The following is a 21,053-nucleotide window of genomic DNA, read 5'->3' as shown; positions in this document are numbered from 1 at the left end:
GCCTGCTCGGCTACCGTGAGGCCATGAGCCAGGTGAACGCCAGCGGACGCTTCGTCGTCCCCACGCCCGTCAACGAACCCCTGCGCGACTACGCGCCCGGCAGCCCCGAACGGGCATCGCTGGAGTCGACGATCGCTGCCGTGCGCAGCGCCGGCCCCATCGACGCCCCCATGCACATCGGTGGCCGAGACGTCACGACGGGGACGACCTTCACCGTCACCGCGCCGCACGACCACGGGCTGTCACTGGCCACCGTGCACGCCGCCGGCCGCGACGACGTCACCGCAGCCATCGACGCGGCTGGTGAGGCGGCTCGCGACTGGGCCGCCACACCCCTGGCCGACCGGGCCGCCGTGTTCCTCCGGGCTGCCGACATGCTCAGCGGCCCGTGGCGCGACCGGCTGAACGCGGCCACGATCCTGGGGCAGTCCAAGTCGGTGTACCAGGCCGAGATCGACGCAGCCGCCGAGCTGATCGACTTCCTGCGCTTCAACTGCGCGTTCGCCGAGCAGATCCACGCCGAGCAGCCAATTTCCTCCACGGGCATCTGGAACCGCACCGACCACCGGCCGCTCGAGGGCTTCGTGCTGGCCCTCACCCCGTTCAACTTCACCGCCATCGCCGGCAACCTGCCCGCTGCGCCGGCGATCATGGGCTGCACGGTCGTGTGGAAGCCGTCGGAGAAGCAGGCCTACGCCGCGCAGGTGACGATGGACCTCTTCCGCGCTGCCGGCCTGCCCGACGGCGTCATCAACCTCGTGCACGGTGACGGGGCGATGGTGTCGGAGGTGTGCATGTCCCATCGTGACTTCGGCGGGCTGCACTTCACCGGGTCGACGACGGTGTTCAAGCAGCTGTGGCAGCGGACCGGCGCCAACATCGACACCTACCGCTCCTATCCGCGGATCGTCGCCGAGACCGGCGGCAAGGACTTCGTCATCGCCCACCCTTCCGCTGACCCGCTCGCCGTGGCCGTCGGCCTCGGGCGCGGGGCCTTCGAGTACCAGGGGCAGAAGTGCTCGGCGGCCAGCCGGGCCTACATCCCTGCCTCGCTGTGGCCGGCCGTCCGCGACCCCCTGGCCACGATGGCGGAGGAGATCACCGTCGGCGACGTGGGCGCGGACCTGTCCACGTTCTTCGGCGCGGTCATCGACAAGGTGGCCCACGACCGGCTGACCCAGGCCATCGCCGGGGCGACCGACGCGGGCGCCAAGGTGCTGGTCGGCGGCGGCGCGGACGCCAGCGAGGGCTGGTTCGTCGACCCGACGGTGCTGGTCACCGAGGACCCCACGAGCGACACGATGGTCCGCGAGCTCTTCGGACCGGTGCTGACGGTGTACGTCTACGACGACGCCCGGTGGGAGGAGACCCTCGACCTCGTCGACTCCTCCTCCCCCTACGCCCTGACCGGCGCGGTGTTCGCCACCGACCGCTCGGCCGTCGACGACGCCCTGGGCCGCCTGCGCCATGCCGCGGGCAACTTCTACATCAACGACAAGCCCACGGGCGCGGTCGTCGGCCAGCAGCCGTTCGGCGGCGCGAGGGCCTCGGGCACCAACGACAAGGCCGGCTCCCCCCTCAACCTGCTGCGCTGGGTCAGCCCCCGGTCGATCAAGGAGACCTTCGTCCCCCCGACCGACTGGCGCTACCCCCACCAGGGCTGACCCCCCGAGGTCAGGGGTTCGGGCGGCCCAGGGATTCGGCACGATTGGCGCCTACCGCGGCGCCATGTCGTCTGGGCGCCGCGGCTCACGGCTCCTGTGAGCCGTAGTGTCCTTCGTCGCCTACCGCGGCGCCATCCGCAGGGCGCCGTCGAGGCGGATGACCTCGCCGTTGAGCATCTGGTTCTCGCAGATGTGGCGGACGAGTGCCGCGTACTCGGAGGGCTCGCCCAGGCGGGAGGGCATGGGGACGGCGTCGCCGAGGGACTTGACCGCCTCGGGTGGCAGGCCGTGCAGCATCGGGGTGGAGAAGGTGCCCGGGGCGATCGTCATGACCCGGATCAGGTGCTGGGCGAGATCGCGGGCGATCGGCAGGGTCATGCCGACCACGCCACCCTTGGACGCCGCGTAGGCCGCCTGGCCGATCTGCCCGTCGAACGCTGCGATCGAGGCGGTGTTGACGATGACGCCTCGCTCGCCGTCCACGGGATCGGAGGCGGCCATCGCAGCGGCGGACAGGCGCAGGACGTTGAACGTGCCGACCAGGTTGATCGTGACGACCTTCTGGAACTGCTCGAGGTCCATCGGGCCGCGCTTGGACAGGACCCGACCGGGGGTCCCGACGCCGGCGCAGTTCACGGCCACGCGCAGGGTCCCGAGCTCCGTCGCGGTGTCGATCGCCTCCTGCACCGCCGCCGGGTCGGTCACGTCAGCGGGGACGAAGCGGGCCGCGTCGCCGATCTCCGAGGCCGTCTCGGCGCCGGGTGAGGACGGCAGGTCGACCAACACGACCTTCGCGCCCGCAGCGACAAGCCCCTCGGCGGTGGCACGACCGAGGCCGGAGGCCCCTCCCGTGACGAGGGCGACGGCGTTGCTGAGGTCCATCTTCGACAGGCTCCTGGTAGCGGTTGCAGTGGTGTCGAGAGGCTACAGGCCCCTGACGTTTCGCCCGTATCCAACGCAGGGGCTTTGCCAGATGTACGACCGGATGGGAGAGTGGCCGACATGAGCACCCCCCAGCGGACCTGGACCCCGTCCTCGTGGATGGATCTGCCTGCCGAGCAGATGCCGGAGTACCCGGACCCCGACCACCTCAAGCAGGTCCTCGAGACGCTGTCGACCCAGCCCCCGCTGGTGTTCGCCGGCGAAGCTCGTGACCTGACCGCCGACCTCGCCCGCGTCTGCCGTGGCGAAGCCTTCCTCCTGCAGGGCGGCGACTGCGCCGAGACCTTCGATGCGGCCGGCGCCGACGCCACCCGCGACAAGCTGAAGGTCCTGCTGCAGATGGCGATCGTCCTGACCTACGGCGCGTCGATGCCAGTGGTCAAGGTCGGTCGCATCGCCGGCCAGTACGCCAAGCCCCGCTCCAAGCCCACCGAGAGCGTCGGTGGCGTGGAGATGGCCTCCTACAAGGGCGACGCCGTCAACGGCCTTGCCCCGACCGTGGAGAACCGCCGTCCCGACCCCTCACGCCTCGAGCGGATGTACCACACGTCGGCGTCAACCCTGAACCTGCTGCGTGCCTTCACCAGCGGCGGTTTCGCCGACCTCTCCCGGGTCCACGCGTGGAACCAGGAGTTCGTGGCCGGGTCGCCGCAGGGGCAGCGGTACGAGCGCATGGCGTCCGACATCAGCCGCGCCCTGGACTTCCTGTCCGCCGTCGGCATCGACATCGGACGCGAGGCGACGTTCAACAGCGTCGACTTCTACACCTCCCACGAGGCCCTGCTGCTGGGCTACGAGCAGGCGCTCACACGTCAGGACTCCCTCAGCGGCGACTGGTTCGACTGCTCGGCCCACATGCTGTGGATCGGCGAGCGGACGCGTCAGCTCGACCACGCCCATGTGCACTTCCTGTCGGGGGTGTCCAACCCGATCGGGTGCAAGGTCGGTCCGACGATGACCCCCGAGGAGCTGCTGGAGCTCGTCGACGTCCTCAACCCCGACAACATCCCCGGCCGCCTGACGCTGATCAGCCGCATGGGCAAGGACAAGGTGGGCGACGCGCTGCCGCCCCTGCTGGCCGCAACCCGCGACGCCGGCAAGAACGTCGTGTGGGTCTGCGACCCCTGTCACGGCAACACCTTCACCGCCGAGTCCGGCTACAAGACTCGCCACTTCGACGACGTGCTGGCCGAGATCGCCGGGTTCTTCGGTGCGCACCAGTCCGAGGGGACCATCCCCGGTGGCGTGCACATGGAGCTGACCGGCGAGGACGTCACCGAGTGCCTCGGCGGCGACCAGCAGATCGCCGACCTCGACCTGTCGCAGCGCTACCTGACGGCCTGCGACCCCCGGCTGAACAACGCCCAGTCCCTGGAGATGGCCTTCCAGGTCGCCGAGCTGCTCCGCGACCGTCCCTGCGCCCGACCGTAGGTCAGGCGGCCCGCTCGCGTGCGCCGTCGAGGCGTGCGCGAGCGTTGTGGCCAACCGGGCCATGTAGGCCTTCCAGGCGGGCGCATGCGGCAGGTCGGGGTCGGTCGCGAACCGGGTCAGCTGCTCGTGGCTTGCCCAGTACTGCACCGCCATGGTCGTGCGGCCACGACGGAACCACTCGACGTGCAGCAGGCCGAGCGCTGGCTCGGCAACCAACCGGCGCAACATGCGTGGCATGGCGCTCGCGACCAGCCACAGGCTTCGCAGCCGCCAGGCTTTCGACGAGGTGGGGCGGCCGGACGACCCCGTCGAGGAGCTCCGTGCCCTCGGCTTGGCCTACCGGCGCTCGGCGCTGGACCGACCCCACCTCTACGCGGTCATGTTCGACTGCCCGGTACCGGAGTTCACCCCGTCGGAGGCCGACGACGCGTTCGCCCTGGCCCGGCTGGAACGCCTTCGGTCTGCGGTCGCCCGTGCCGTCGACGTCGGCGCCGTCGTGGGCAACGACATGGAGATCACCTTCGCCCTGTGGGGGCTCGTGCACGGTTTGGCGTCCCTCGAGCTGTCGGGCGTGCCGGCGGGGCTCGACGCCGACGCCGTCTGGGCGCAGGCGCTGGGCGCGATGCTGGCCGGGTTGGCGCCGGACTGATCAGCCGTCAGAAGCGGCAGGCGCCCGTCGGCATCGGCGTGTTGCGGGCGATGGCCTGGGCGATGTCCGGCTGGACCCGTTCGGCGGTCAGGGCATAACCGACGCCGTCACCGGCGGTCGAGGCGGCGAAGACCACGCCCCCGACCTCACCCGCGGCGGTGACGAACGGCCCGCCCGAATCGCCGGGTGAGACCGCCGCCTCGAGGGTCAGGATCTCCCGGCTGGTGACGCTGCGGCCGTAGATGTCGCGGCCGAGCGCCTCCTGCCGGCCACGTACGGCGGCCGGCCGGATGTTGAGCTCGCGCTGGCCCCCGGGGAAGCCGAGGGTCGCGCCGGCGACTCCACGGTCCACCGGGGTCGACGCCCATGGCAAGGGCGTTGCGGTCGTGTTGGGCACCGACAGCACGGCGAGGTCGAGCTCGGGGTCGACATGGATCGCGACGGCGTCGTGTGTGCCACCGGGGTCCCGGACCCGGATGACCTCGCCGCCGGCGATCACGTGGGCGTTGGTGACCACGAAACCGGGCTGGGTGACGAAGCCGGACCCCGCCGACACGCCGTCACAACCGAGGGACTCCACCTGCACCGTCGACGGCGCGCCGGCCGCGGCTGCGAGCTCGACGAACTCCCCCGAGGGTTGGGCGACCGGTGGCGCGGTGGCGCCCTGCAGGCCGGCGAAGACCTGTGGGAACCCCTGCTGGTCCAGGTAGCCAGCGACGCGACCGAACAGGTCCGGCGGCGGGCCGAGCGTCTCGTCGATCAACCCCAGCACCGTGCTGCCCCTCACCTGCCGGGCGAGGCTGGCGGTCGGCCCCTGGGCAAGGATCGAGCCGGCCAGCCACAACGACAGCACCAGCGACGCGAGGCCGACGGCGACGCCGAACACCGAGTCGGCCGCGCCTGCCCCGCTGCGCTCGGCGGCCACGCGCAGGCGTGCACCGACGAGGTAGCCCAGCAGCTGCCCCATCAGGAGCGCCACGACGAGGATCCCGAAGGTGACCAGCGACAGGCGGACACCGGGCGTGTCGATGAACTCCGTGGCGATGTCGGGGGCGAACAGTGCCCCGAGGACGAGGCCGATCGCGGCCCCGCCGAAGGCGAACATTTGGCTCAGCGCACCACGACGCCAGCCCCTGACCGCAGCCACGAGCAGCATCGTGCCGAGCACGACATCCACGAGGTTCACACCCGACAGTGTGCCGCCGTCGGCCACGGACCCCATGGTCCTCCTGCACGGGCCGCTACCATCCGCCCGTGCGACGAGTCGTCCTCCCCCTCCTTTTCCTCGCCCTCCTGGGCGCTGGTTGTGATGGCCTGGACCTCCGGTTCGGCGGCCTGGACACCGGCTCGTTGGAGGAGCAGATCCTGGCCGACGTCGATGCGCGCTTCCCCGTGGACTTCGAGGAGGTCACCTGTCCCGAGGGCATCGAGCCCCGCGCCGGTGACGTGTTCGTCTGTCGCGTGCATGCCGCCGACGGGTCGGTCGGCGTGGTCGAGGTCACCCAGCTGGCCGGCGACAGCGAGGCCTGCAGCGACATCGGCGCCGCGACCGGGGCCGACGACGTCTGCGTGGAGTGGGAGCTGACGGAGGTGCTGGCGCCCGAGGAGTCCGGCACCGGCGACGACAGCTGACCCCGCGGGAGGTCCGTCGCGGCCCCATCGGGTGTCCGTCGGGCCGAGCCCGGTGTGCGTCGGACCGACTTCGCGGTGCAGGCTGGTGGCATGGACCGCGACACCGCCCTGCTGATCATCGTCACCGGACGCGACCGCCCCGGCGTGACGTCGCGGCTGTCGACGGTCCTCGCCGAGCACGGTGCCCGCATCGCCGACATGGAGCAGGTGGTCCTGCGCGGCCGGCTGGTCCTGGGCATCGTCGTGCACGTCACCGGTGACACGGGAGGCCTCCAGGACGCACTGTTCGCCGTCACGGGCCGCGCCGGGATGCAGTGCGAGATCGATGTGGTCGAGGCCAAGCGCATGGACCGGCGCGATCCCGTCGACCGCCACCACGTCACCATGCTGGGCATGCCGCTGCGGCCGTCGGCCATCGCCAGCGTGACCAGCGCCATCGCCGACCTCGGCGGCAACATCGACCGGATCGAACGCCTGTCGCGCTACCCCATCCTCAGCTTCGAGCTGCTGGTGTCGGGCATCAGCGACGGGGCGTCCCTGAAGGCGGCGGTCGGCCGCGCCGCCGCGGAGGAACAGGTGGACGTGGCCGTCCAGCGGGCGGGCCTGCACCGTCGCGCCAAGCGCCTCATCGTGTTCGACGTCGACTCGACCCTCGTGGACGGCGAGGTCATCGAGCTGCTGGCCGCCCACGCCGGATGCGCCGATCAGGTGGCCGAGATCACCTCACGGGCGATGGCGGGGGAGCTGGACTTCGAGCAGTCGTTGCGCCAGCGGGTCGCGTTGCTCGAGGGCATCGACGAGTCGGCGCTGGCCCATGTCCGCCAGCACCTGCGGTTGATGCCCGGGGCGCGCACCGTCCTGCGCACCCTGTCGCGCCTCGGCTACGTGACCGCGATGGTGTCCGGCGGGTTCACGCAGGTGACCGACGACCTCGCCGTCGAGCTCGGCGTGGACCACAGCCACGCCAACACGCTGGAGGTCATCGACGGCAGGCTGACCGGGAGGTTGGTCGGTCCGATCGTGGATCGTGCGGCCAAGGCCGAGCACCTGCAGCGCATCGCCGTCGAGGCGGGCATCCCCCTGTCGCAGACCGTGGCCGTCGGCGACGGGGCGAACGACCTGGACATGCTGGGCGTCGCCGGACTGGGCATCGCCTTCAACGCCAAGCCCGTTGTCCGTGAACAGGCCGAGGTGGCCCTGAACGTCCCGTTCCTCGACGCGGTCCTGTTCCTGCTCGGCATCACCCGCGAGGAGGTCGAACGGGCCGACGCCGACGACCCCGACGTGGATCTGCCCGCTCCTCCCCCGGTCCCCCTCACCCCGTAGCGGTGGCGCGTCTGTGTGCGGCGGAGGATCCGGCGTACCCTTCGTCCCGCCATGGCTACCACCAAGACCAAGCCGATGCCCGTGTTCTGGCCCGACAAGGCCCGCGCCGAGCTGGGCGATGCCCGTTTCGAGGCCGCGCTCCGTGACCCGCTCAGCGTCGACCTGCTGAACTGGAACATCTTCCAGTCCCTGGAGACCCACCAGGACCAGGACTGGCTCGCCTATCGGCTGCAGATGTTCGGCGGCACCGACATGGCCCCGCCCGTCCGGCTGCAGCTGTGGACGGGCCGTGCCACCGACCCGCGGATGGAGCCGTCCCGCGGCTACCTGCAGGCCGCCGACGCACGTGCCCGCGAGGCCGGCGCCACCGACGACGACATCGCCCGCCTGCGCGAGCCGGTCGAGGTGCCGGTGCGCATCGAGTCCCCCGACGTGCTGTGCCTGGTGCACACCGTCATGGACCGCAACGACCGGGGCACCGCCGGCCGCGACCGCCTGCTGGAGCTGATCGACGGCGGCATCGAACACGCCCGTCGCCTCGGCAAGCAGCTGGCCGTCGCCGTGGTGTACCGCGCCGGCAGCCAGGCTGCTGCGGAGCTGTCCGGCCGCCTCAACGAGCTGCGCGGATCGCTGGCCGACGAGCTGCCGCACCAGCCGAAGGCCAAGGACGTCCAGCTGCGCGACGTCAGCTGGCAGCAGCTCGTCCGGGTCTGGGAGAGCGAGATGAGCTACCTGGACGTCCCCGGCTCGCCCAAGGCGTTCCTGTCCCACTTGAAGGCCAACGATCTCTACTGACGCAGACCGGGGTACGCTGCTCCACGTGTGCAACGGCAGAAGGTCCACGGCCGACGCCCGGAGTGTTGGGGCCTCGAGGACAGCATGGCAGGACTGACCCCGCGTCGTCTGACGGGGGCAACCCTGAAGATGAGCGCCCGCGCCGAACGCATTCCGTTCATCGGTGCCGGCGTTCGGCTGGCCGGCCGCAGCCTGGTCCCGCTCGACGCGCTCCGTGATGCCCGGCTGGGTGCGGTGCGTCCGCTACTCGTGCCCGACGACGTCACGGGACGACCCGACGAGGGCCAGTCGTGACCACCGTCGCCGATCTGCGGGCTGGTTACGCCGCCGCGCTCACCACCCCCACCGCGGTGGCCGAGGCCTTCCTCGCGGCACGGCCCACCGAACGGCCGTGGCAGGCCTTCCGCAGCGTCGATGCCGAGGACGTGCGGGCCCAGGCGCGGACGTCGACCGAACGGCTCGCGGCCGGAACGCCGGCCGGCCCCCTCGAGGGCGTCCCCGTCGGGGTGAAGGACTTCGTGGCCGTCGACGGCTATCGCAGCCACGCCGGAACCCGTGACCTGGTTGCCCACGGTGACGTCGACGCCCTGCTCGTCCGCCGGCTGCGGGATGCCGGGGCCATCATCGTCGGCAAGCTCCACTGCACCGAGCTCGGCCTGTCGCCGACCGGGATCAGCGGGGCCCAGCCGACACCGGTGAATCCCCACTCCCCCACCCACCTGACCGGCGGGTCCTCCAGCGGGACCGGCGCCGCGGTCGGTGCGGGCCTGATCCCCCTCGGGGTGGGCAGCGACGGGGGCGGCAGCATCCGCATCCCGGCGGCCCTGTGCGGGGTCTTCGGCATCAAGCCGTCGTGGGACCTCGTCCCCACCGATGGGGAGATGTCGGTCGGCTGGTGGTCGGTGGAGCACATCGGTCCGCTTGCCCGCTGCACCGAGGACCTGACCACGATGCTGTCGGTCATGGCCGACGTGCCGCTGGCCATCAGCGAGGAACCGCTGCGCTTCGGGGTCGACTGGTCCTGGTGGGGCCGGCCCGATGCCGAGGTCGATGCCGCCTGCCGTGCGGTCGTGGCCGAGCTGTCGGCGGCAGACATCAGCATCCCGTACGTCGACCTGGCGATGTCCGCGGGCTACGCCACTGCCCTGGCCGAGGTCGTCGCCGGGGTCTGGGACGTCTGGCAGGACACCCCCGACCGGTTCAGCACCGACGTGCGGGCCACGCTCGGCATGTCCGCCCACGTGACCGGCGCCGACTACGTGCGGGCCCAGCAGGTTCGGCGGGTCCTCGCCGAGTCCTTCGAGGCCGCGTTCGAGACCGTCGACGTCATCGTGGTCCCGACCACGGCAACGGCGGCGCCCCCGCGACCGTCCGACGCCGAGCTCGACGCGGGCGTGGTCGACCTCGACATGCTCGACGCGATGATCGCCTACACGTTTCCGGCCAACCTCTGCGGCCTGCCCGCCGCCAGCGTGCCGGTCGGCCAGACACTCGACGGCCGCCCGATCGGGCTGCAGCTCATCGGTCGGCGCGGTGCCGACGCCACGGTGCTGTCGGCCTGCGCGGCGCTGGAGCGTGCTGGCCTTGCCGCCGCCCCCGTGTCGTCGCGCCAGCACGACCCCTTTCCTGTCCCGACACCCACCACACACGAGGAGTAGGCAACCGATGTCGGCGTTCGAGCTGACCAGCCCCGCATTCGACCACGACGACGAACTGCCCGAACGGTTCACCCAGGACGGCACCGACGTCTCCCCGCCCATCCGCTGGTCAGGCGTGCCCGACGGCACCGCCGAGCTGGTCCTGATCGCCGAGAACCGCGACGCCGACGAAGGTGTCGTCACCCACTGGGTGGTCTACGGCATCCTCCCGGAGGAGACCAGCGAGCTGCCCGAGGACATGGGCGACCAGGCGCTCGTGCAGGCCGAGACCTTCGAGCTGTGCCAGGGCCTCAACGAGTTCGACAACTCCGGCTACACCGGCCCGCTACCGCTCGACGAGCGGGGGCGCCACCGGATGTTCTTCCGGCTGTTCGCCCTCGACGTGGTCCTGGACGTCCCGCCGGGGATCACCCGCATGGAACTCAAGAAGGCCGCCGAGGGCCACATCATCGGCACCGCGGAGATGGTCGGCCTGGCCTGACCCACCCGCGCCGTCGAGGGGTCTCGGTCAGCTGGCCGGGACGAAGACGACGGTGCGCCCGGCGGCGTCCACGGCGTCCAGCCGGACCTGCACCTCCGTGCCGAGGGGCAGCTCGACGCCCACCAGCCGTGCGGTGACCGCAGGCTGTCGCAGCTGCACGTCGGTGCCGCGGTCGGAGGTTCGCACCACGGTCGCCGCGAAGGTCCGACCGACCTGCGGGGCCAGCACGTGGGCCTCGACGAGGTCGAGGACCGCACGGTCCAGCGCTCCTGCCCGACCACGGGCCCGCGCCATCGCCTTCGGCAGCTCGTCCAGCCGTTCGAGGACCCAGCCGGAAGGGCGGACCCCCGCATGCAGGGCGAGGGCGATCTCGCTGCCGTAGCGGTCGACCAGCCGTCGCAGCGGGGCGGTCACGTGGGCATAGGCGCTGGCGAGGGCCTCGTGGCGGTGCTCGTCGGGCGTCTCGCCGTCGAAGGCCACGTACCCCGCGCCGCGCAGCCCGACGGCGGCCAGGGAGACCATGGCCGCCTCGACCGGTTCGTGGGGGTCGAGGGTGCGCACGAACGCGGCGTAGGGGATCTCGCGCGGCCACGGCAGTCCGAGCGCCCACGCCCGCTGGCGGAGCGCCTGGACGGCATCGGGATCGGGGGCGGGCAGTGTCCGGAGCACGCCGATCCCCGCGTCGGCCATCATGGTGCCTGCCGCGATGCCGGTGAGGAGGGAGATCTGGGCGTTCCACTCCTCCACCGGGCGTGGTGCCCGGTAGCGCAGGTCGAAGGTGCCGTCGTCGGTGCGATGGACCTCCTGGTCGGGCAGCGCCAGCGAGACCCCGCCGCGGACCCACTCGCGCTCGGCCCGGAGACGTCCGACCCGGGACAGCCGGACCAGCATGGGATCGGTGCCGAGGTCGATGGCGTGCTGCGCCTCGGCGTAGGTCAGCTGTGCGCGGCTGCGGACGGTCGCCCGCCGGACGGCGACGTCGTCGATGTCCCCGTCGGCGCCAAGGCGGATGGTCCACAGCACGGCCGGGCGATCCTCGTCCGGCAGCAGGCTTGCAGCCCCCTCCGACAGGGCGCGCGGGTGGAGCGGGATGACCCGGTCGGGGCTGTAACGGGAGACGCCGCGGACCCATGCCTCCTCGTCGACCGGATCGCCCTGGTCGACGAAGGCCGCCACGTCGGCGATGGCGTAGCTGACGACGAACCCACGACCCTCGGCGGCAACGTGCACCGCTTGGTCGAGGTCGCGCGAGCCCGGCGGATCGATGGTGACCAGGGGCAGGTCCGTGGCGTCGACGCGGTCGTGTCGGGGACCGCGAACGGCGGCCGCCTCGGCTGCCTGCTCGACCTCGGGAGGAAAGGCCGTGGGGACCTCGAGCTCTGCGCGGAGGTCGGCGAGGGCGTCGGTGAGGGGCCCCGTGGGGACCCGACGGCGGCTGCTGGTCATCGTGGCATCACGGCGCAGACGCTAGCGAACAGGGCTCCCGAGGACCGCAGGTGACGCTCCGCAGTCGTCGAACTCCACAACTCATTAATTCTCGAGCGTTGCGCCGCACGACCTCCGCAATCGTGATTGCCTTCGTCCCTTCGGACGATCACCCACCGGTGGCCGTCCTCGCCTTGAGACAGGACACCCCCCATGAGACGACTGCTGCTTGCCTTCCTCGCGATGGCGCTGGTGCTGCCCCTTGCCCCGTCGGCCACGGCCGAGGACTACCACATCGTCAACGGGACCCCGGCCGCTCAGGGGGCCTACCCCTGGATGGCCGCGTTCCTCTTCGACGGTGGCCAGGGCTGTGGAGGCTCGGTCATCGCGCCCAACTGGATCCTGACGGCGTCGCACTGCGTGGCCGACGACCGCGGCCAGCCGTCCGTGGCTCCCGGCAGCGCCACCTTCGTGGTCAACGCCACCGACTGGACCGACGGCAGTGGCCAGACGCTGACCGCGGCAGAGATCATCATCCATCCCAACTACGACGCGGCGACCACCGACAACGACGTCGCGCTGATCCGCACCAACGAGGCCGCGAACGTCACACCGGTCCAGTTCGCGACGGCGCCCGAGCAGAACCCAGCCGCAGGCACCGAGGTGCGCGTGATCGGCTACGGCACGACCACCTCCGGCGGTGAGGCGTCGAACACGCTCCTGCAGGTCGATGTGCCGATCGTGTCGGATGCCGATTGTGCCGCCGGGTACGGCAACCTCAACGCCCCCAACATGCTGTGCGCCGGTGCACCCACCCAGGACGAGGCCAACCCGGGCCGGGACTCCTGCCAGGGCGACTCGGGCGGACCGCTGTTCATCGACGGTGACCAGCCGGTCCAGATCGGTGTCGTCTCCTTCGGCATCGGCTGCGGTGCCCCCCTGCCCGGTGTCTACGCCGAGGTCTCGACCTACGCCGAGTGGATCCAGGGCATCATCGGTGGTGGCATCCAGCCGGGCGAGCCCGACCCCGGCCCCGTCGCCGAGCAGCCGACCGGTGCCGCGGACATGGTCGTCCGCATCCAGGGCCAGACCGACCCCAACGGTGCCGTCGACAACGCCATCGCCATCTCCCAGTACGTGTTCCAGACCCCAGGGGCATTCGGTGTCCTCGCCGCCTCGGCGAACTTCCCCGACGCCCTCGGCGGTTCGGCGTTGGCGTCTTACTACGGCCCGCTCCTGTACGTGAACCCCGACGGGACCCTGTCGGAGGACACGCTGCGGGAGTTCCAGCGAGCGCTGGACCCCGGCTCGACCATCTACGTCCTCGGTGGCACCGCCGTCATCGGTCCCGACGTGGCGGCCGCGCTCGAGGCTGCCGGCTTCGTCGTCGAGCGGCTGGCGGGTGCGGGTCGCCAGCAGACCGCCCGGATCGTCGCCGACAAGGTGAACGAGGTAGTCAACGGAGACCAGGCCCCGCCGTTCGACTCCGTGATCGTCGCCTTCGAGGGCAACTGGCCCGACGCGGTGACCGTCGGGTCCATTTCCGGCTGGTTCGGCATCCCCGTCCTGCTGACCCCCACCGCCGAGCTCGGCGGCCCTGCCGCGGAGTACCTGCAGGAGAACCTGCCTGCGGAGGTCATGGTCCTGGGTGGCGACGCGGTCATCTCCCAGAACGTCCGTGACCAGATCCAGGCGATCATCGGCGAGGACGGGTTCGTCCAGCCGTTGTTCGGTGACTCCCGCTTCGAGACGGCAGCCGACATCGCCTTCTACACGCGCGAGCTGTTCACGTTCAACGACGAGGTCTTCGAGTTCGAGGGCGAGGCCATCACCGAACCCGACGTGCTGGTCGCGGTGAACCTCGAGCAGCCGGATGCGTTCACCCACGTGCTGGCGGCGTCGTCGCTGGTCGGCAACTTCGGCGGGCTGTTCGTCGCCGTCGACAGCGCCGGCGGGTTCCGCGACGCGATCGTCCCGGCGATCTGCGGCATCGACAAGCAGGTGTTCGCCATCGGCTCGACCGCGCTGGTCACCGACGAGGCCACCCAGCAGATACAGGCCGCGTCGGCCGGGACCAGCTGTGACCCCAACGATCCGTTCGCGCTCGGCGGTTAGGTAGCACCGACAGGACCCGATGGCCCCGGCACCCGCCGGGGCCATCGTCGTCGCCGAACCCCGTCAGCCGTCGGTCCCCCCACAGACGGCAGCGGCGAACGCCTCGAGCACATGGGCGGCCACGATGGCGCCCGGGTCTGGATTGCCCACGAGGGCGTCGGCGCCGACGTAGCTGGATCGTCCGGCGCCGGTTTCGTCGATCTCGGCGGTGGCCTGCGCGGCCTTGCGTGCGACGTCCGCTGCCTCCTCCAGGTCACCACCGTCGGCGAGGACCCGTTGGGCGGGCCACAACGCGTCGAGCATCGTGCGATCACCCTCCGCGGCGCCACCGTGCTCCTGCATCGCCTCCAGCCCGGCGGCCAGCGCAGCCGGCGGTTCCTCTCCATCGGCCAGCGCACCGCGCATCCCGTCCAGCAGCAGCCCGACCAGCGCGCCGGCCGACCCGCCCATGGCCCCCGTGACCCGGGCGGACAGGGCGCCGAGCAGCGCGGGAAGGTCGGCCAGCGGCAGCTCGTCCAAGGACTCGGCGATCGCTCGGCCACCCGCGGCGAACGTCGTACCGGTGTCCCCGTCACCCACCGCGGAGTCCAGGGTGTCGAGCTCGTCCCTTGCCGCCGCGAGGCGGTCGGCGACGGCCTCCAGCGCTGTCCGTCGACCCGGATGGTCCGATGGCTCCACCGCCTCACCGCCCTCCCGCGTGGGCAGCTCCAGCACCTCCGGGGCCCGTACCGGGACGGGGCTCGACCAGGCGGCCGGCTCGACCGGGGAGGTCAAGGCGGCACGACGCTGGTCGTCCAGCGGGGCGATGGTGACGCTGACCCCGTACATGTCGAGGGAAGTCATGAACCGGCCGGGACCGACCACGAGCTCGGCCCGCTCTCCCAGCGGACCGGCCAGCAACGCGTCGACCAGCACCCCCAGCTCCACCGGGGGGACCGCCCCGAGGTCGTTGATCAGCACGATCAGCGGCCCGTCGGGCGCGCCGTCGAGCAACCGGTCGGCCAGCAGTTCGGCGTAGTCCGTGGCGTCTCCGGTGGGGATCCGCTCCACCCCGGGTTCGCCGTGGATGCCGAGGCCCACCTCGGCCACGTCGTCGTCGAACCGGCCCTCCTCCCCCGCCGTTGGCATCGTCGCGGTGGTCAGGGCCAGCCCGATGGTCCGGCAGTCGTCGGCCAGCGCCTGCGCTGCCTCGGCGATCGTGTCGACATCGGCCCCCTCTCGGGCGAGGTGACCGGCCAGCTTGTGCACCAGGACGGTGCCGGCGAGGCCGCGCGGGTGCTCGGCGTCGGGAAGGGCGATGTCATCGGCCACGGTGACGACGCGGATCTCGTGGCCGTCGGCGCGTGCACGCTGGGCGGCCAGCCCGAAGTTCAGGCGGTCGCCCGTGTAGTCCTTGACCACGAGCACACAGCCGGCCTCGGTCGTGACGTGGGCGATGGCCGTCTCGACGGCGTCCACAGCCGGGGAGGCGAACAGCTCGCCCGCCACGGCTGCGGTGAGCATGCCCTGCCCGACATAGCCCACGTGCGCGGGTTCGTGCCCGGACCCGCCGCCGGAGAGGATCGCGACCGCTGCCGGGTCGGCGTCGGTTCGCACCACTACCTTGGTCCCGGGATAGCCGTCCAGCCGGGCGAGCCCAGGGGTCGTGCGCAGGTGGCCGTCGATGGCCTGCTGCACCAGCTCGTCACGGTCGTTGTGGAAGCGCGATGTGCCCATGTGCGCCTGTGTGCCCGCTCCGAACCAGAACCATGCGTCCCACCCCCCCTGTCCCGTGTCGAGACGCCGTGCGATGCTGACGTCATGGCACGGCTGGATCAGCGGCACCCGGCGGGCGCACCCGGACCGTGGTTCGTCGACTCGCGCTGCATCGACTGCGATGCCGCACGGCACGTCGCTCCCGGCCTGATCGCCCGCAACCCCTCCGACGGCGTCTCGGTGTTCACCCGGCAGCCCGCCACGGCGGAGGAGGTGGCCATGGCGTGGCGGGCGGTCCTTGTCTGTCCGACCCGTTCGGTGGGACACGTCAGCGAACGGCAACCGCCACCCGGTGTGTACCCACACGATCTCGGCGACGGGGTCCACCGCCTCGGCCACAACGCCAGCGACTCGTTCGGTGCCCACAGCTACCTGGTGGTCCGCGACGACGGCAACCTGATGATCGACGCGCCCCGCTGGACCCGGCAGCTGGTCGAACCGATCGAGGCGCTGGGCGGAATCGCCCACGTCCTGCTGACCCACCGGGACGATGTCGCCGACGCCGACCGGTACGCGGAACGGTTCGACGCCAGGGTGTGGATCCACGCCGACGACCGCGCCGCGGCACCCTACGCCACCGACGTGATCGACGGCACGGAGCCAGTCGAGCCGACGGAGGGCGTCGTCGCCGTTCCCGTCCCGGGCCACACCAAGGGCAGCGTGCTGTACCACGTCGACGGACGCCTGCTGTTCAGCGGCGACTCGCTGGCGTGGGACCCGCGACGGGAACAGCTGACGGCGTTCCGGCGTGCGTGCTGGTTCTCCTGGGACGCCCAGACCGCCTCCCTCGACCGCTTCGCCCGCTCCGGCCTGCGGTTCGACCGCCTGTTCTGCGGGCACGGCTGGAGCCACGACGCCCCGGCGGAACGCTTCCACGACCACCTCGTCGACCTGGTCGCTCGGATGCCCAGCTGGCGCTTGACCCGTCGGTAGCATGCCGGCATCGGAACCGACGACGACGCGCGCGAGTTCCTCGTGGCGGTCAACCACGAGGAGGGCACTTCGCTGCCGTACCTCGTCCGGATCCCCCTCGGGGAGCACGGGATGGTGCTGAAGACCAAGGAGCCCTGGCCCCGAACCAGCCGGCTGTACTGCCACCCGGCCGAGTGGCCGCAGGCGCCCGAGATCCTCGAGCGAGTGCCGGTGCGCACCTGCAGGCGGCGAGGCGCGGCCGTGGACCTCGTCCTGGATCGGAAGCAGCTCAACCGGTCCCAGTTCGTGTTCACCCGCGCACGGGGTCGACAGATGATCTTCTGGCAGACCGCGAAGGTCGCCAAGCAGGCGCGGCCGAACGTCAGCCTGCCGACCGCACGGGCCAGCGGTCGGGTCCTCGTGATCATCGCCGACACCAACGAGCGCCGGGGATGGTCGTTCTCTGCCCAGCAGGCCGAGGTCGTCAAGCGGAAGCTCCCGATCGGCGACTACGCCGTCGAGGACGCGGCCGGGCGGCTGGTCGCCGCGGTCGAGCGCAAGTCACTGGACGACCTCGCCGGCGGCCTGCTCGACGGGCGGATCCGCCACCAAGCAGCCGAGCTGGCTGGTCTTCCACGGGCCGCCATCGTCGTCGAGGAGCGCTACTCGGCGGTGTTCGGCCTGGAGTTCGTGCGCCCCGCGGCGGTCGCCGAGGCGATCGCCGAGCTGTCGGTTCGCGTGCCGACCGTCCCGATCGTGTTCGCCGAGACCCGCAAGCTGGCACAGGAGTGGGCCTACCGCTTCCTCGGCGCCGCCCTCGCACATGTCGAGGAGGACCGTCAGGCGGCCGGCGTCATGGCCGACCTGACCGGCGTTGTCGTCGAGGTCGACGCCGGGCCCGGCCCCACCACGACCGCCTCGGCCGCGGAGGTCCGTCGCTGGGCCAGGGACGCCGGCATCCCCGTGTCGGACAAGGGACGGGTACCGACGCACGTGCGCGAGGCCTTCGAGGCAGCCCGCTCGTCATCCGCCGATCCGGGCGGCCACGACGACCAGGGCGATCAGGGCACGGTGTAGCCGGCTGCGCGGAACATCTCGTACCACTCCGCGCGGGTCAACGGCACGTCCGAACCGAGGGCGGCACCAGCGACGCGCTCCGGAGTGGTGGTGCCCAGCACGACCTGCATCTGGGCCGGGTGGCGCGTGATCCACGCCGTGGCGATGGCGATGGCCGGCACGTCGTACTGCGCGGCCAGCCGGTCGATCACGGCGTTCAGCTCGGGGTAGTCCGGCGAGCCGAGGAACACACCTGTGAAGAACCCGGCCTGAAACGGCGACCAGGCCTGCACGGTGATGTCGTGCAGGCGGCAGTAGTCCAGGGTGCCGACGTCACGGCTGATCGACTGATCGAGGGCCTGCATGTTCGCGGCCACACCCTGCGCCACCAGCGGGGCGTGGGTCACCGACAGCTGGAGCTGGTTGGCCACGAGTGGCTGCTGGACCGACCTCCGCAGCAGCTCGATCTGCCCGGGTGTGTGGTTGGACACGCCGAAGTGGCGGACCTTGCCGGCCGCCGCCAGGTCGTCGAAGGCCCGGGCGACCTCCTCGGGTTCGACCAGTGCGTCGGGACGGTGGAGCAGCAGGATGTCGATCCAGTCGGTGCCGAGCGCCGCCAGCGACCCCTCCACCGACCGCACCAGGTGCTCGTGGGAGTAGTCGAAGTACGGGCCCTCCGGGACGATCCCGGCCTTGGTCTGCAGGACCACCTGCTCGCGCTCCGACGACGTCCAGCGCATCGCCTCGGCGAACCGCCGCTCACAGCCGTGCACGTCCGACCCGTACACGTCGGCGTGGTCGAAGAACGTGATGCCCGAGTCCATCGCCGTCCCGACGAGGGTACGGACCTCCTCGTCGGTCTTGTCCTCGATGCGCATCACGCCGAGCACGACGTTGGGGACGGTGAGGTCGGTCCCCGGCAGGGTGAAGGTCTTCACGAGTTCTCCAGTCACGGGAGGTGTCCAGCAGCAGTGAATGAGGTGATCGGGAGGGAGTCGGTCCCTACGCCGGATGGTGCGCACACTTGTAGCGCGAGGCCGACGAGGACGGCCAGTCGGCGGTCCCGCGGAACGACCGGGTGCAGTGTGCCCCGTCGTTGCCCCCAGCAGTTCGACCGAGACAACATCCGTGCAGTGACAGACCCAGCGTTCGGCCACGGGGAGCCTCGAGGACGCGGAGGCGGTGGGTCAGGCGACGCTGGGACATGTTGGCCGCGTCAGCGAGGTCGCTGAGGCGCATGGCATTCCCGCGTCCTGCCGGCGCGTCCATCGGCGATCGCGATCTGCCGTCAGTTCCCACCACGACGGATTGCCCGGATGCGGCGGGCCAGAGCATCGTTGCTGGCGAAGAGGACTCCGCGATGATTCATGAACGTGGAGTCGGCCCGGTTCAGGTCGAGGGGGTGACCGTTGATGTCGGTGGCGACCGCCCCGACCTCGTGGAACACGCATGCCGTGGCGGCGAAGTCCCACAGGCTGCCCCCACCCCGGGGCTTGGGGTCCTTCACGTAGCAGGCCGGGGGGCTGCCGAGGACGCCCAGCGCGTTCATCACCGCGCCGGCGGTCGCGTTGAGGCGCACACTGTCCAGGCCCATCTCCTGGGCGATCTGCTCGAATGGGGCAACGGCTGCGTCGCCATCCTGCCCGTCGAGGAAGCTGCGGTCGGCGAACAGCGTGAGCGCCCCACCATCATCGCTCGCCTCACGGGTCCAGGCGATGCCGTCACGGAAGGCCCCGACACCCCGGATCGCATGGACCAGCGTCGCCTCGACGGGGTCGTAGATCACCCCGATCAACGGGCTGCCGTCGCGCCCGACCAGCGCGATGGACACCGCGTAGCCCGGCCTGCCCTCGATGAACGGCAGGGTCCCGTCCAGGGGATCGATGCACCAGAACTGCTCGGCGACCAAGCGCCCGCCGTCGTCGTCGCGTTCCTCGGTGAGGAGGGCCAGCCCGAAGCGTTCGATCGTGGGCTGGAGGTGATCAAGGATGATCTGCTCGCTGCGGCGATCCACCTCGGTCAGCACCTGCGACGCAAGGCTGGCCCCCTCGGCCTTGTGCTCGATCTCGCGCGGCCGGGTGCGCGCGATCATCCGCCCCGCTTCAGTCGCGGCCGACCTCGCGGCGTCGGCAAGGGCGGTCAGATCCGCGGTCCCGAGCGTCACAGCGAGGCCACGGCGTCGCGAGTGAGGCGCTCGGCGTATCGGTGCAGCTTCCAGTGACCAGGACTCCATCCCCGCAGGAACCGGGTGAAGTCCGCCCACGCCACCGGGTACAGCGCCCGCCAGTCCTCCTCCAGGGCGACGACGTCGACGTCGTGGCCGGCGCGCACGAGGGCAGCGCCGAGCACGTCGAAGTACCGGTCGAGGAGGTCAGGAGCCAGCCGCTCGCACTCGTCGGCGTCCAGGCAGCTGCCGATGAAGTAGGCCAGGTCCTTCATGCCGCACCCGCCGCCGACGTACTGGAAGTCGACGGCCGCGACCCGGCCCGTGTTGGTGTCAAAGCAGAAGTTGGCCACCTTCGCGTCGCCGTGGACGAGCGTCTGGAAGGGAGTGGCTGACAGCTGATGGTCGAGCAGCGGGGCCGCCGCCTTGAGGGCGCCGTCGTCGAGGGCGGCGAGCTCGTCGGGGCGCGTTGCGAGGTGCCAGTAGGTGCCTGTGGGCCACAGCCCATCCGGTGCTGTGCCCATGAAGGTGGCGTGGAAGCTGGCCAGCCATGACACACAGGCATCGAGCTCCGCGCGGCTCACCTGCTGACGGCGGCCGTCGAAGCCCGACGCGTCGAGGTCCTCCATGACGAGGACGACCTCCTCCGCGCGCGCCTCAAGGGCCAACGGGCGGGGCACCCGGCACTCGTCGGGGCAGTCTCGTGCGTACCGCTCATACCAAGCGGTCTCAACCCGGTAGGACTCCAGCTTCCGCTCGTGGGAGCGATCGGTGCTCCACCCACGGGGGTGGTCGCGCTCGTCGGGCCAACGCACATGCTTGACGATGACGCTGGAGTGCGGCCCACCGTCCAGGCGACACCGCAGGATCCGTCCGTATCCGCTCCAAAGGTCCTGCACGGCCTCCGTGGCCACGATCGCACGCGCACCCGCTGCCCGGCGCACTGACGCCCCAAGCTCGGCATCAACCTCCGCAGACCCGGTCACCAGCGAGAGCCTATCGGTGCCCCGCAGAGACCGAGTCGACGGCCCAACCGCGGGACCATCGG

At 71.3% G+C, this 21,053-nt stretch carries 19 protein-coding genes and 1 pseudogene; 12 read left to right on the top strand and 8 right to left on the bottom strand.

What is annotated here, in order from left to right:
* The first annotated feature begins 23 nt into the window (after window positions 1-23).
* Window positions 24-1,664: an L-glutamate gamma-semialdehyde dehydrogenase gene (gene pruA, locus DVS28_RS10955; protein WP_114591479.1), complete on the top strand. Its 1,641-nt coding sequence runs from the start codon at window positions 24-26 to the stop codon at window positions 1,662-1,664.
* A gap of 120 nt (window positions 1,665-1,784) precedes the next feature.
* Here pruA and DVS28_RS10950 read toward each other — a convergent pair whose 3' ends face one another.
* Window positions 1,785-2,546 carry a 3-hydroxyacyl-CoA dehydrogenase gene (locus tag DVS28_RS10950; protein ID WP_114591478.1) on the bottom strand — a complete coding sequence of 254 codons (762 nt, stop codon included), beginning with the start codon at window positions 2,544-2,546 and terminating at the stop codon, window positions 1,785-1,787.
* A gap of 120 nt (window positions 2,547-2,666) precedes the next feature.
* Between DVS28_RS10950 and DVS28_RS10945 the strand changes: the two genes are divergently transcribed.
* Window positions 2,667-4,037 (top strand): class II 3-deoxy-7-phosphoheptulonate synthase, encoded by a 1,371-nt coding sequence (locus DVS28_RS10945; protein WP_114594125.1) that lies wholly within the window; start codon window positions 2,667-2,669, stop codon window positions 4,035-4,037.
* Window positions 4,038-4,142: 105 nt separating this feature from the next.
* Here the strand turns inward: DVS28_RS10945 and DVS28_RS30240 are convergent.
* A pseudogene (locus DVS28_RS30240) lies at window positions 4,143-4,265 on the bottom strand (monooxygenase family protein); the annotation flags it as partial.
* Window positions 4,266-4,272: 7 nt separating this feature from the next.
* Between DVS28_RS30240 and DVS28_RS10935 the strand changes: the two are divergent.
* Entirely contained in the window at window positions 4,273-4,686 is a 414-nt protein-coding gene (locus DVS28_RS10935) for a TetR-like C-terminal domain-containing protein (protein ID WP_164710390.1), read from the top strand.
* 7 nt (window positions 4,687-4,693) lie between these two features.
* On the opposite strand, the gene DVS28_RS10930 is transcribed toward DVS28_RS10935, so the two are convergent.
* Window positions 4,694-5,908 (bottom strand): MarP family serine protease, encoded by a 1,215-nt coding sequence (locus DVS28_RS10930; protein WP_114591476.1) that lies wholly within the window; start codon window positions 5,906-5,908, stop codon window positions 4,694-4,696.
* 32 nt (window positions 5,909-5,940) lie between these two features.
* Here DVS28_RS10930 and DVS28_RS10925 point away from each other — a divergent pair, with 32 nt between their 5' ends.
* The 6 genes from DVS28_RS10925 to DVS28_RS10905 all read left to right on the top strand — a co-directional run bounded on the left by DVS28_RS10925 (window position 5,941) and on the right by DVS28_RS10905 (window position 10,578).
* Entirely contained in the window at window positions 5,941-6,318 is a 378-nt protein-coding gene (locus DVS28_RS10925; protein WP_164710388.1) for a DUF4333 domain-containing protein, read from the top strand.
* 90 nt (window positions 6,319-6,408) lie between these two features.
* Window positions 6,409-7,644, top strand: a complete 1,236-nt coding sequence (gene serB, locus DVS28_RS10920; RefSeq protein ID WP_114591475.1) for a phosphoserine phosphatase SerB — start codon at window positions 6,409-6,411, stop codon at window positions 7,642-7,644.
* A 51-nt stretch (window positions 7,645-7,695) separates the two neighbouring features.
* The gene (locus DVS28_RS10915; protein ID WP_114591474.1) at window positions 7,696-8,439 is read left to right on the top strand and encodes a hypothetical protein; all 744 of its coding nucleotides are present in this window, start codon (window positions 7,696-7,698) and stop codon (window positions 8,437-8,439) included.
* An 84-nt stretch (window positions 8,440-8,523) separates the two neighbouring features.
* Window positions 8,524-8,733, top strand: coding sequence for a hypothetical protein (locus DVS28_RS28340; RefSeq protein WP_164710387.1), 210 nt, complete (start codon window positions 8,524-8,526; stop codon window positions 8,731-8,733).
* Window positions 8,730-10,097, top strand: coding sequence for an amidase (locus DVS28_RS10910; protein ID WP_114591473.1), 1,368 nt, complete (start codon window positions 8,730-8,732; stop codon window positions 10,095-10,097). The genes DVS28_RS28340 and DVS28_RS10910 overlap by 4 nt, the downstream gene beginning before the upstream one ends.
* Window positions 10,098-10,104: 7 nt before the next feature.
* Entirely contained in the window at window positions 10,105-10,578 is a 474-nt protein-coding gene (locus tag DVS28_RS10905; protein ID WP_114591472.1) for a YbhB/YbcL family Raf kinase inhibitor-like protein, read from the top strand.
* A 27-nt stretch (window positions 10,579-10,605) separates the two neighbouring features.
* Here the strand turns inward: DVS28_RS10905 and DVS28_RS10900 are convergent, their stop codons facing one another.
* Window positions 10,606-12,024, bottom strand: coding sequence for an RNB domain-containing ribonuclease (locus DVS28_RS10900; RefSeq protein ID WP_114591471.1), 1,419 nt, complete (start codon window positions 12,022-12,024; stop codon window positions 10,606-10,608).
* A gap of 192 nt (window positions 12,025-12,216) precedes the next feature.
* On the opposite strand from DVS28_RS10900, the gene DVS28_RS10895 reads away from it, so the two are divergent.
* On the top strand, window positions 12,217-14,118 hold the full coding sequence (locus DVS28_RS10895; protein WP_114591470.1) for a trypsin-like serine protease: 1,902 nt from the start codon (window positions 12,217-12,219) through the stop codon (window positions 14,116-14,118).
* A gap of 63 nt (window positions 14,119-14,181) precedes the next feature.
* Here DVS28_RS10895 and DVS28_RS10890 read toward each other — a convergent pair whose 3' ends face one another.
* On the bottom strand, window positions 14,182-15,834 hold the full coding sequence (locus DVS28_RS10890; protein ID WP_114591469.1) for a dihydroxyacetone kinase subunit DhaK: 1,653 nt from the start codon (window positions 15,832-15,834) through the stop codon (window positions 14,182-14,184).
* A gap of 84 nt (window positions 15,835-15,918) precedes the next feature.
* Between DVS28_RS10890 and DVS28_RS10885 the strand changes: the two genes are divergently transcribed.
* Both DVS28_RS10885 and DVS28_RS10880 read left to right on the top strand, forming a co-directional pair.
* The gene (locus tag DVS28_RS10885) at window positions 15,919-16,806 is read left to right on the top strand and encodes an MBL fold metallo-hydrolase (RefSeq protein WP_114591468.1); all 888 of its coding nucleotides are present in this window, start codon (window positions 15,919-15,921) and stop codon (window positions 16,804-16,806) included.
* Window positions 16,807-16,848: 42 nt separating this feature from the next.
* On the top strand, window positions 16,849-17,862 hold the full coding sequence (locus DVS28_RS10880; protein WP_216826553.1) for an ERCC4 domain-containing protein: 1,014 nt from the start codon (window positions 16,849-16,851) through the stop codon (window positions 17,860-17,862).
* On the opposite strand, the gene DVS28_RS10875 is transcribed toward DVS28_RS10880, so the two are convergent.
* From DVS28_RS10875 to DVS28_RS10865, 3 genes are all read right to left on the bottom strand, one after another.
* Entirely contained in the window at window positions 17,847-18,779 is a 933-nt protein-coding gene (locus tag DVS28_RS10875) for an aldo/keto reductase (protein ID WP_114591467.1), read from the bottom strand. The two genes, DVS28_RS10880 and DVS28_RS10875, sit on opposite strands and share 16 nt — an antisense overlap.
* A gap of 350 nt (window positions 18,780-19,129) precedes the next feature.
* Window positions 19,130-20,005, bottom strand: a complete 876-nt coding sequence (locus tag DVS28_RS10870; RefSeq protein ID WP_216826551.1) for a 3'(2'),5'-bisphosphate nucleotidase CysQ family protein — start codon at window positions 20,003-20,005, stop codon at window positions 19,130-19,132.
* Window positions 20,002-20,991, bottom strand: a complete 990-nt coding sequence (locus tag DVS28_RS10865; RefSeq protein WP_114591465.1) for a phosphotransferase — start codon at window positions 20,989-20,991, stop codon at window positions 20,002-20,004. The genes DVS28_RS10870 and DVS28_RS10865 overlap by 4 nt, the downstream gene beginning before the upstream one ends.
* Window positions 20,992-21,053 lie beyond the last annotated feature (62 nt).

Origin of the sequence: Euzebya pacifica, assembly GCF_003344865.1 — a bacterium.
GTDB classification, from domain to species: domain Bacteria; phylum Actinomycetota; class Nitriliruptoria; order Euzebyales; family Euzebyaceae; genus Euzebya; species Euzebya pacifica.
The sequence above is the reverse complement of the archived record's forward strand: the minus strand, read 5'-3'. Positions and strand labels throughout refer to the sequence as shown.

Excerpts from the sequence above, each read along its gene's own strand:
- DVS28_RS28340 (WP_164710387.1), top strand. The coding sequence starts at position 8,524 with ATGGCAGGACTGACCCCGCGTCGTCTGACGGGGGCAACCCTGAAGATG.
- DVS28_RS10935 (WP_164710390.1), top strand. The coding sequence starts at position 4,273 with ATGGCGCTCGCGACCAGCCACAGGCTTCGCAGCCGCCAGGCTTTCGAC.
- serB (WP_114591475.1), top strand. The coding sequence starts at position 6,409 with ATGGACCGCGACACCGCCCTGCTGATCATCGTCACCGGACGCGACCGC.
- DVS28_RS10950 (WP_114591478.1), bottom strand. The coding sequence starts at position 2,546 with ATGGACCTCAGCAACGCCGTCGCCCTCGTCACGGGAGGGGCCTCCGGC.
- DVS28_RS10900 (WP_114591471.1), bottom strand. The coding sequence starts at position 12,024 with ATGACCAGCAGCCGCCGTCGGGTCCCCACGGGGCCCCTCACCGACGCC.
- DVS28_RS10905 (WP_114591472.1), top strand. The coding sequence starts at position 10,105 with ATGTCGGCGTTCGAGCTGACCAGCCCCGCATTCGACCACGACGACGAA.
- DVS28_RS10895 (WP_114591470.1), top strand. The coding sequence starts at position 12,217 with ATGAGACGACTGCTGCTTGCCTTCCTCGCGATGGCGCTGGTGCTGCCC.
- DVS28_RS10915 (WP_114591474.1), top strand. The coding sequence starts at position 7,696 with ATGGCTACCACCAAGACCAAGCCGATGCCCGTGTTCTGGCCCGACAAG.
- pruA (WP_114591479.1), top strand. The coding sequence starts at position 24 with ATGAGCCAGGTGAACGCCAGCGGACGCTTCGTCGTCCCCACGCCCGTC.
- DVS28_RS10890 (WP_114591469.1), bottom strand. The coding sequence starts at position 15,834 with ATGGGCACATCGCGCTTCCACAACGACCGTGACGAGCTGGTGCAGCAG.
- DVS28_RS10930 (WP_114591476.1), bottom strand. The coding sequence starts at position 5,908 with ATGGGGTCCGTGGCCGACGGCGGCACACTGTCGGGTGTGAACCTCGTG.
- DVS28_RS10945 (WP_114594125.1), top strand. The coding sequence starts at position 2,667 with ATGAGCACCCCCCAGCGGACCTGGACCCCGTCCTCGTGGATGGATCTG.
- DVS28_RS10885 (WP_114591468.1), top strand. The coding sequence starts at position 15,919 with ATGGCACGGCTGGATCAGCGGCACCCGGCGGGCGCACCCGGACCGTGG.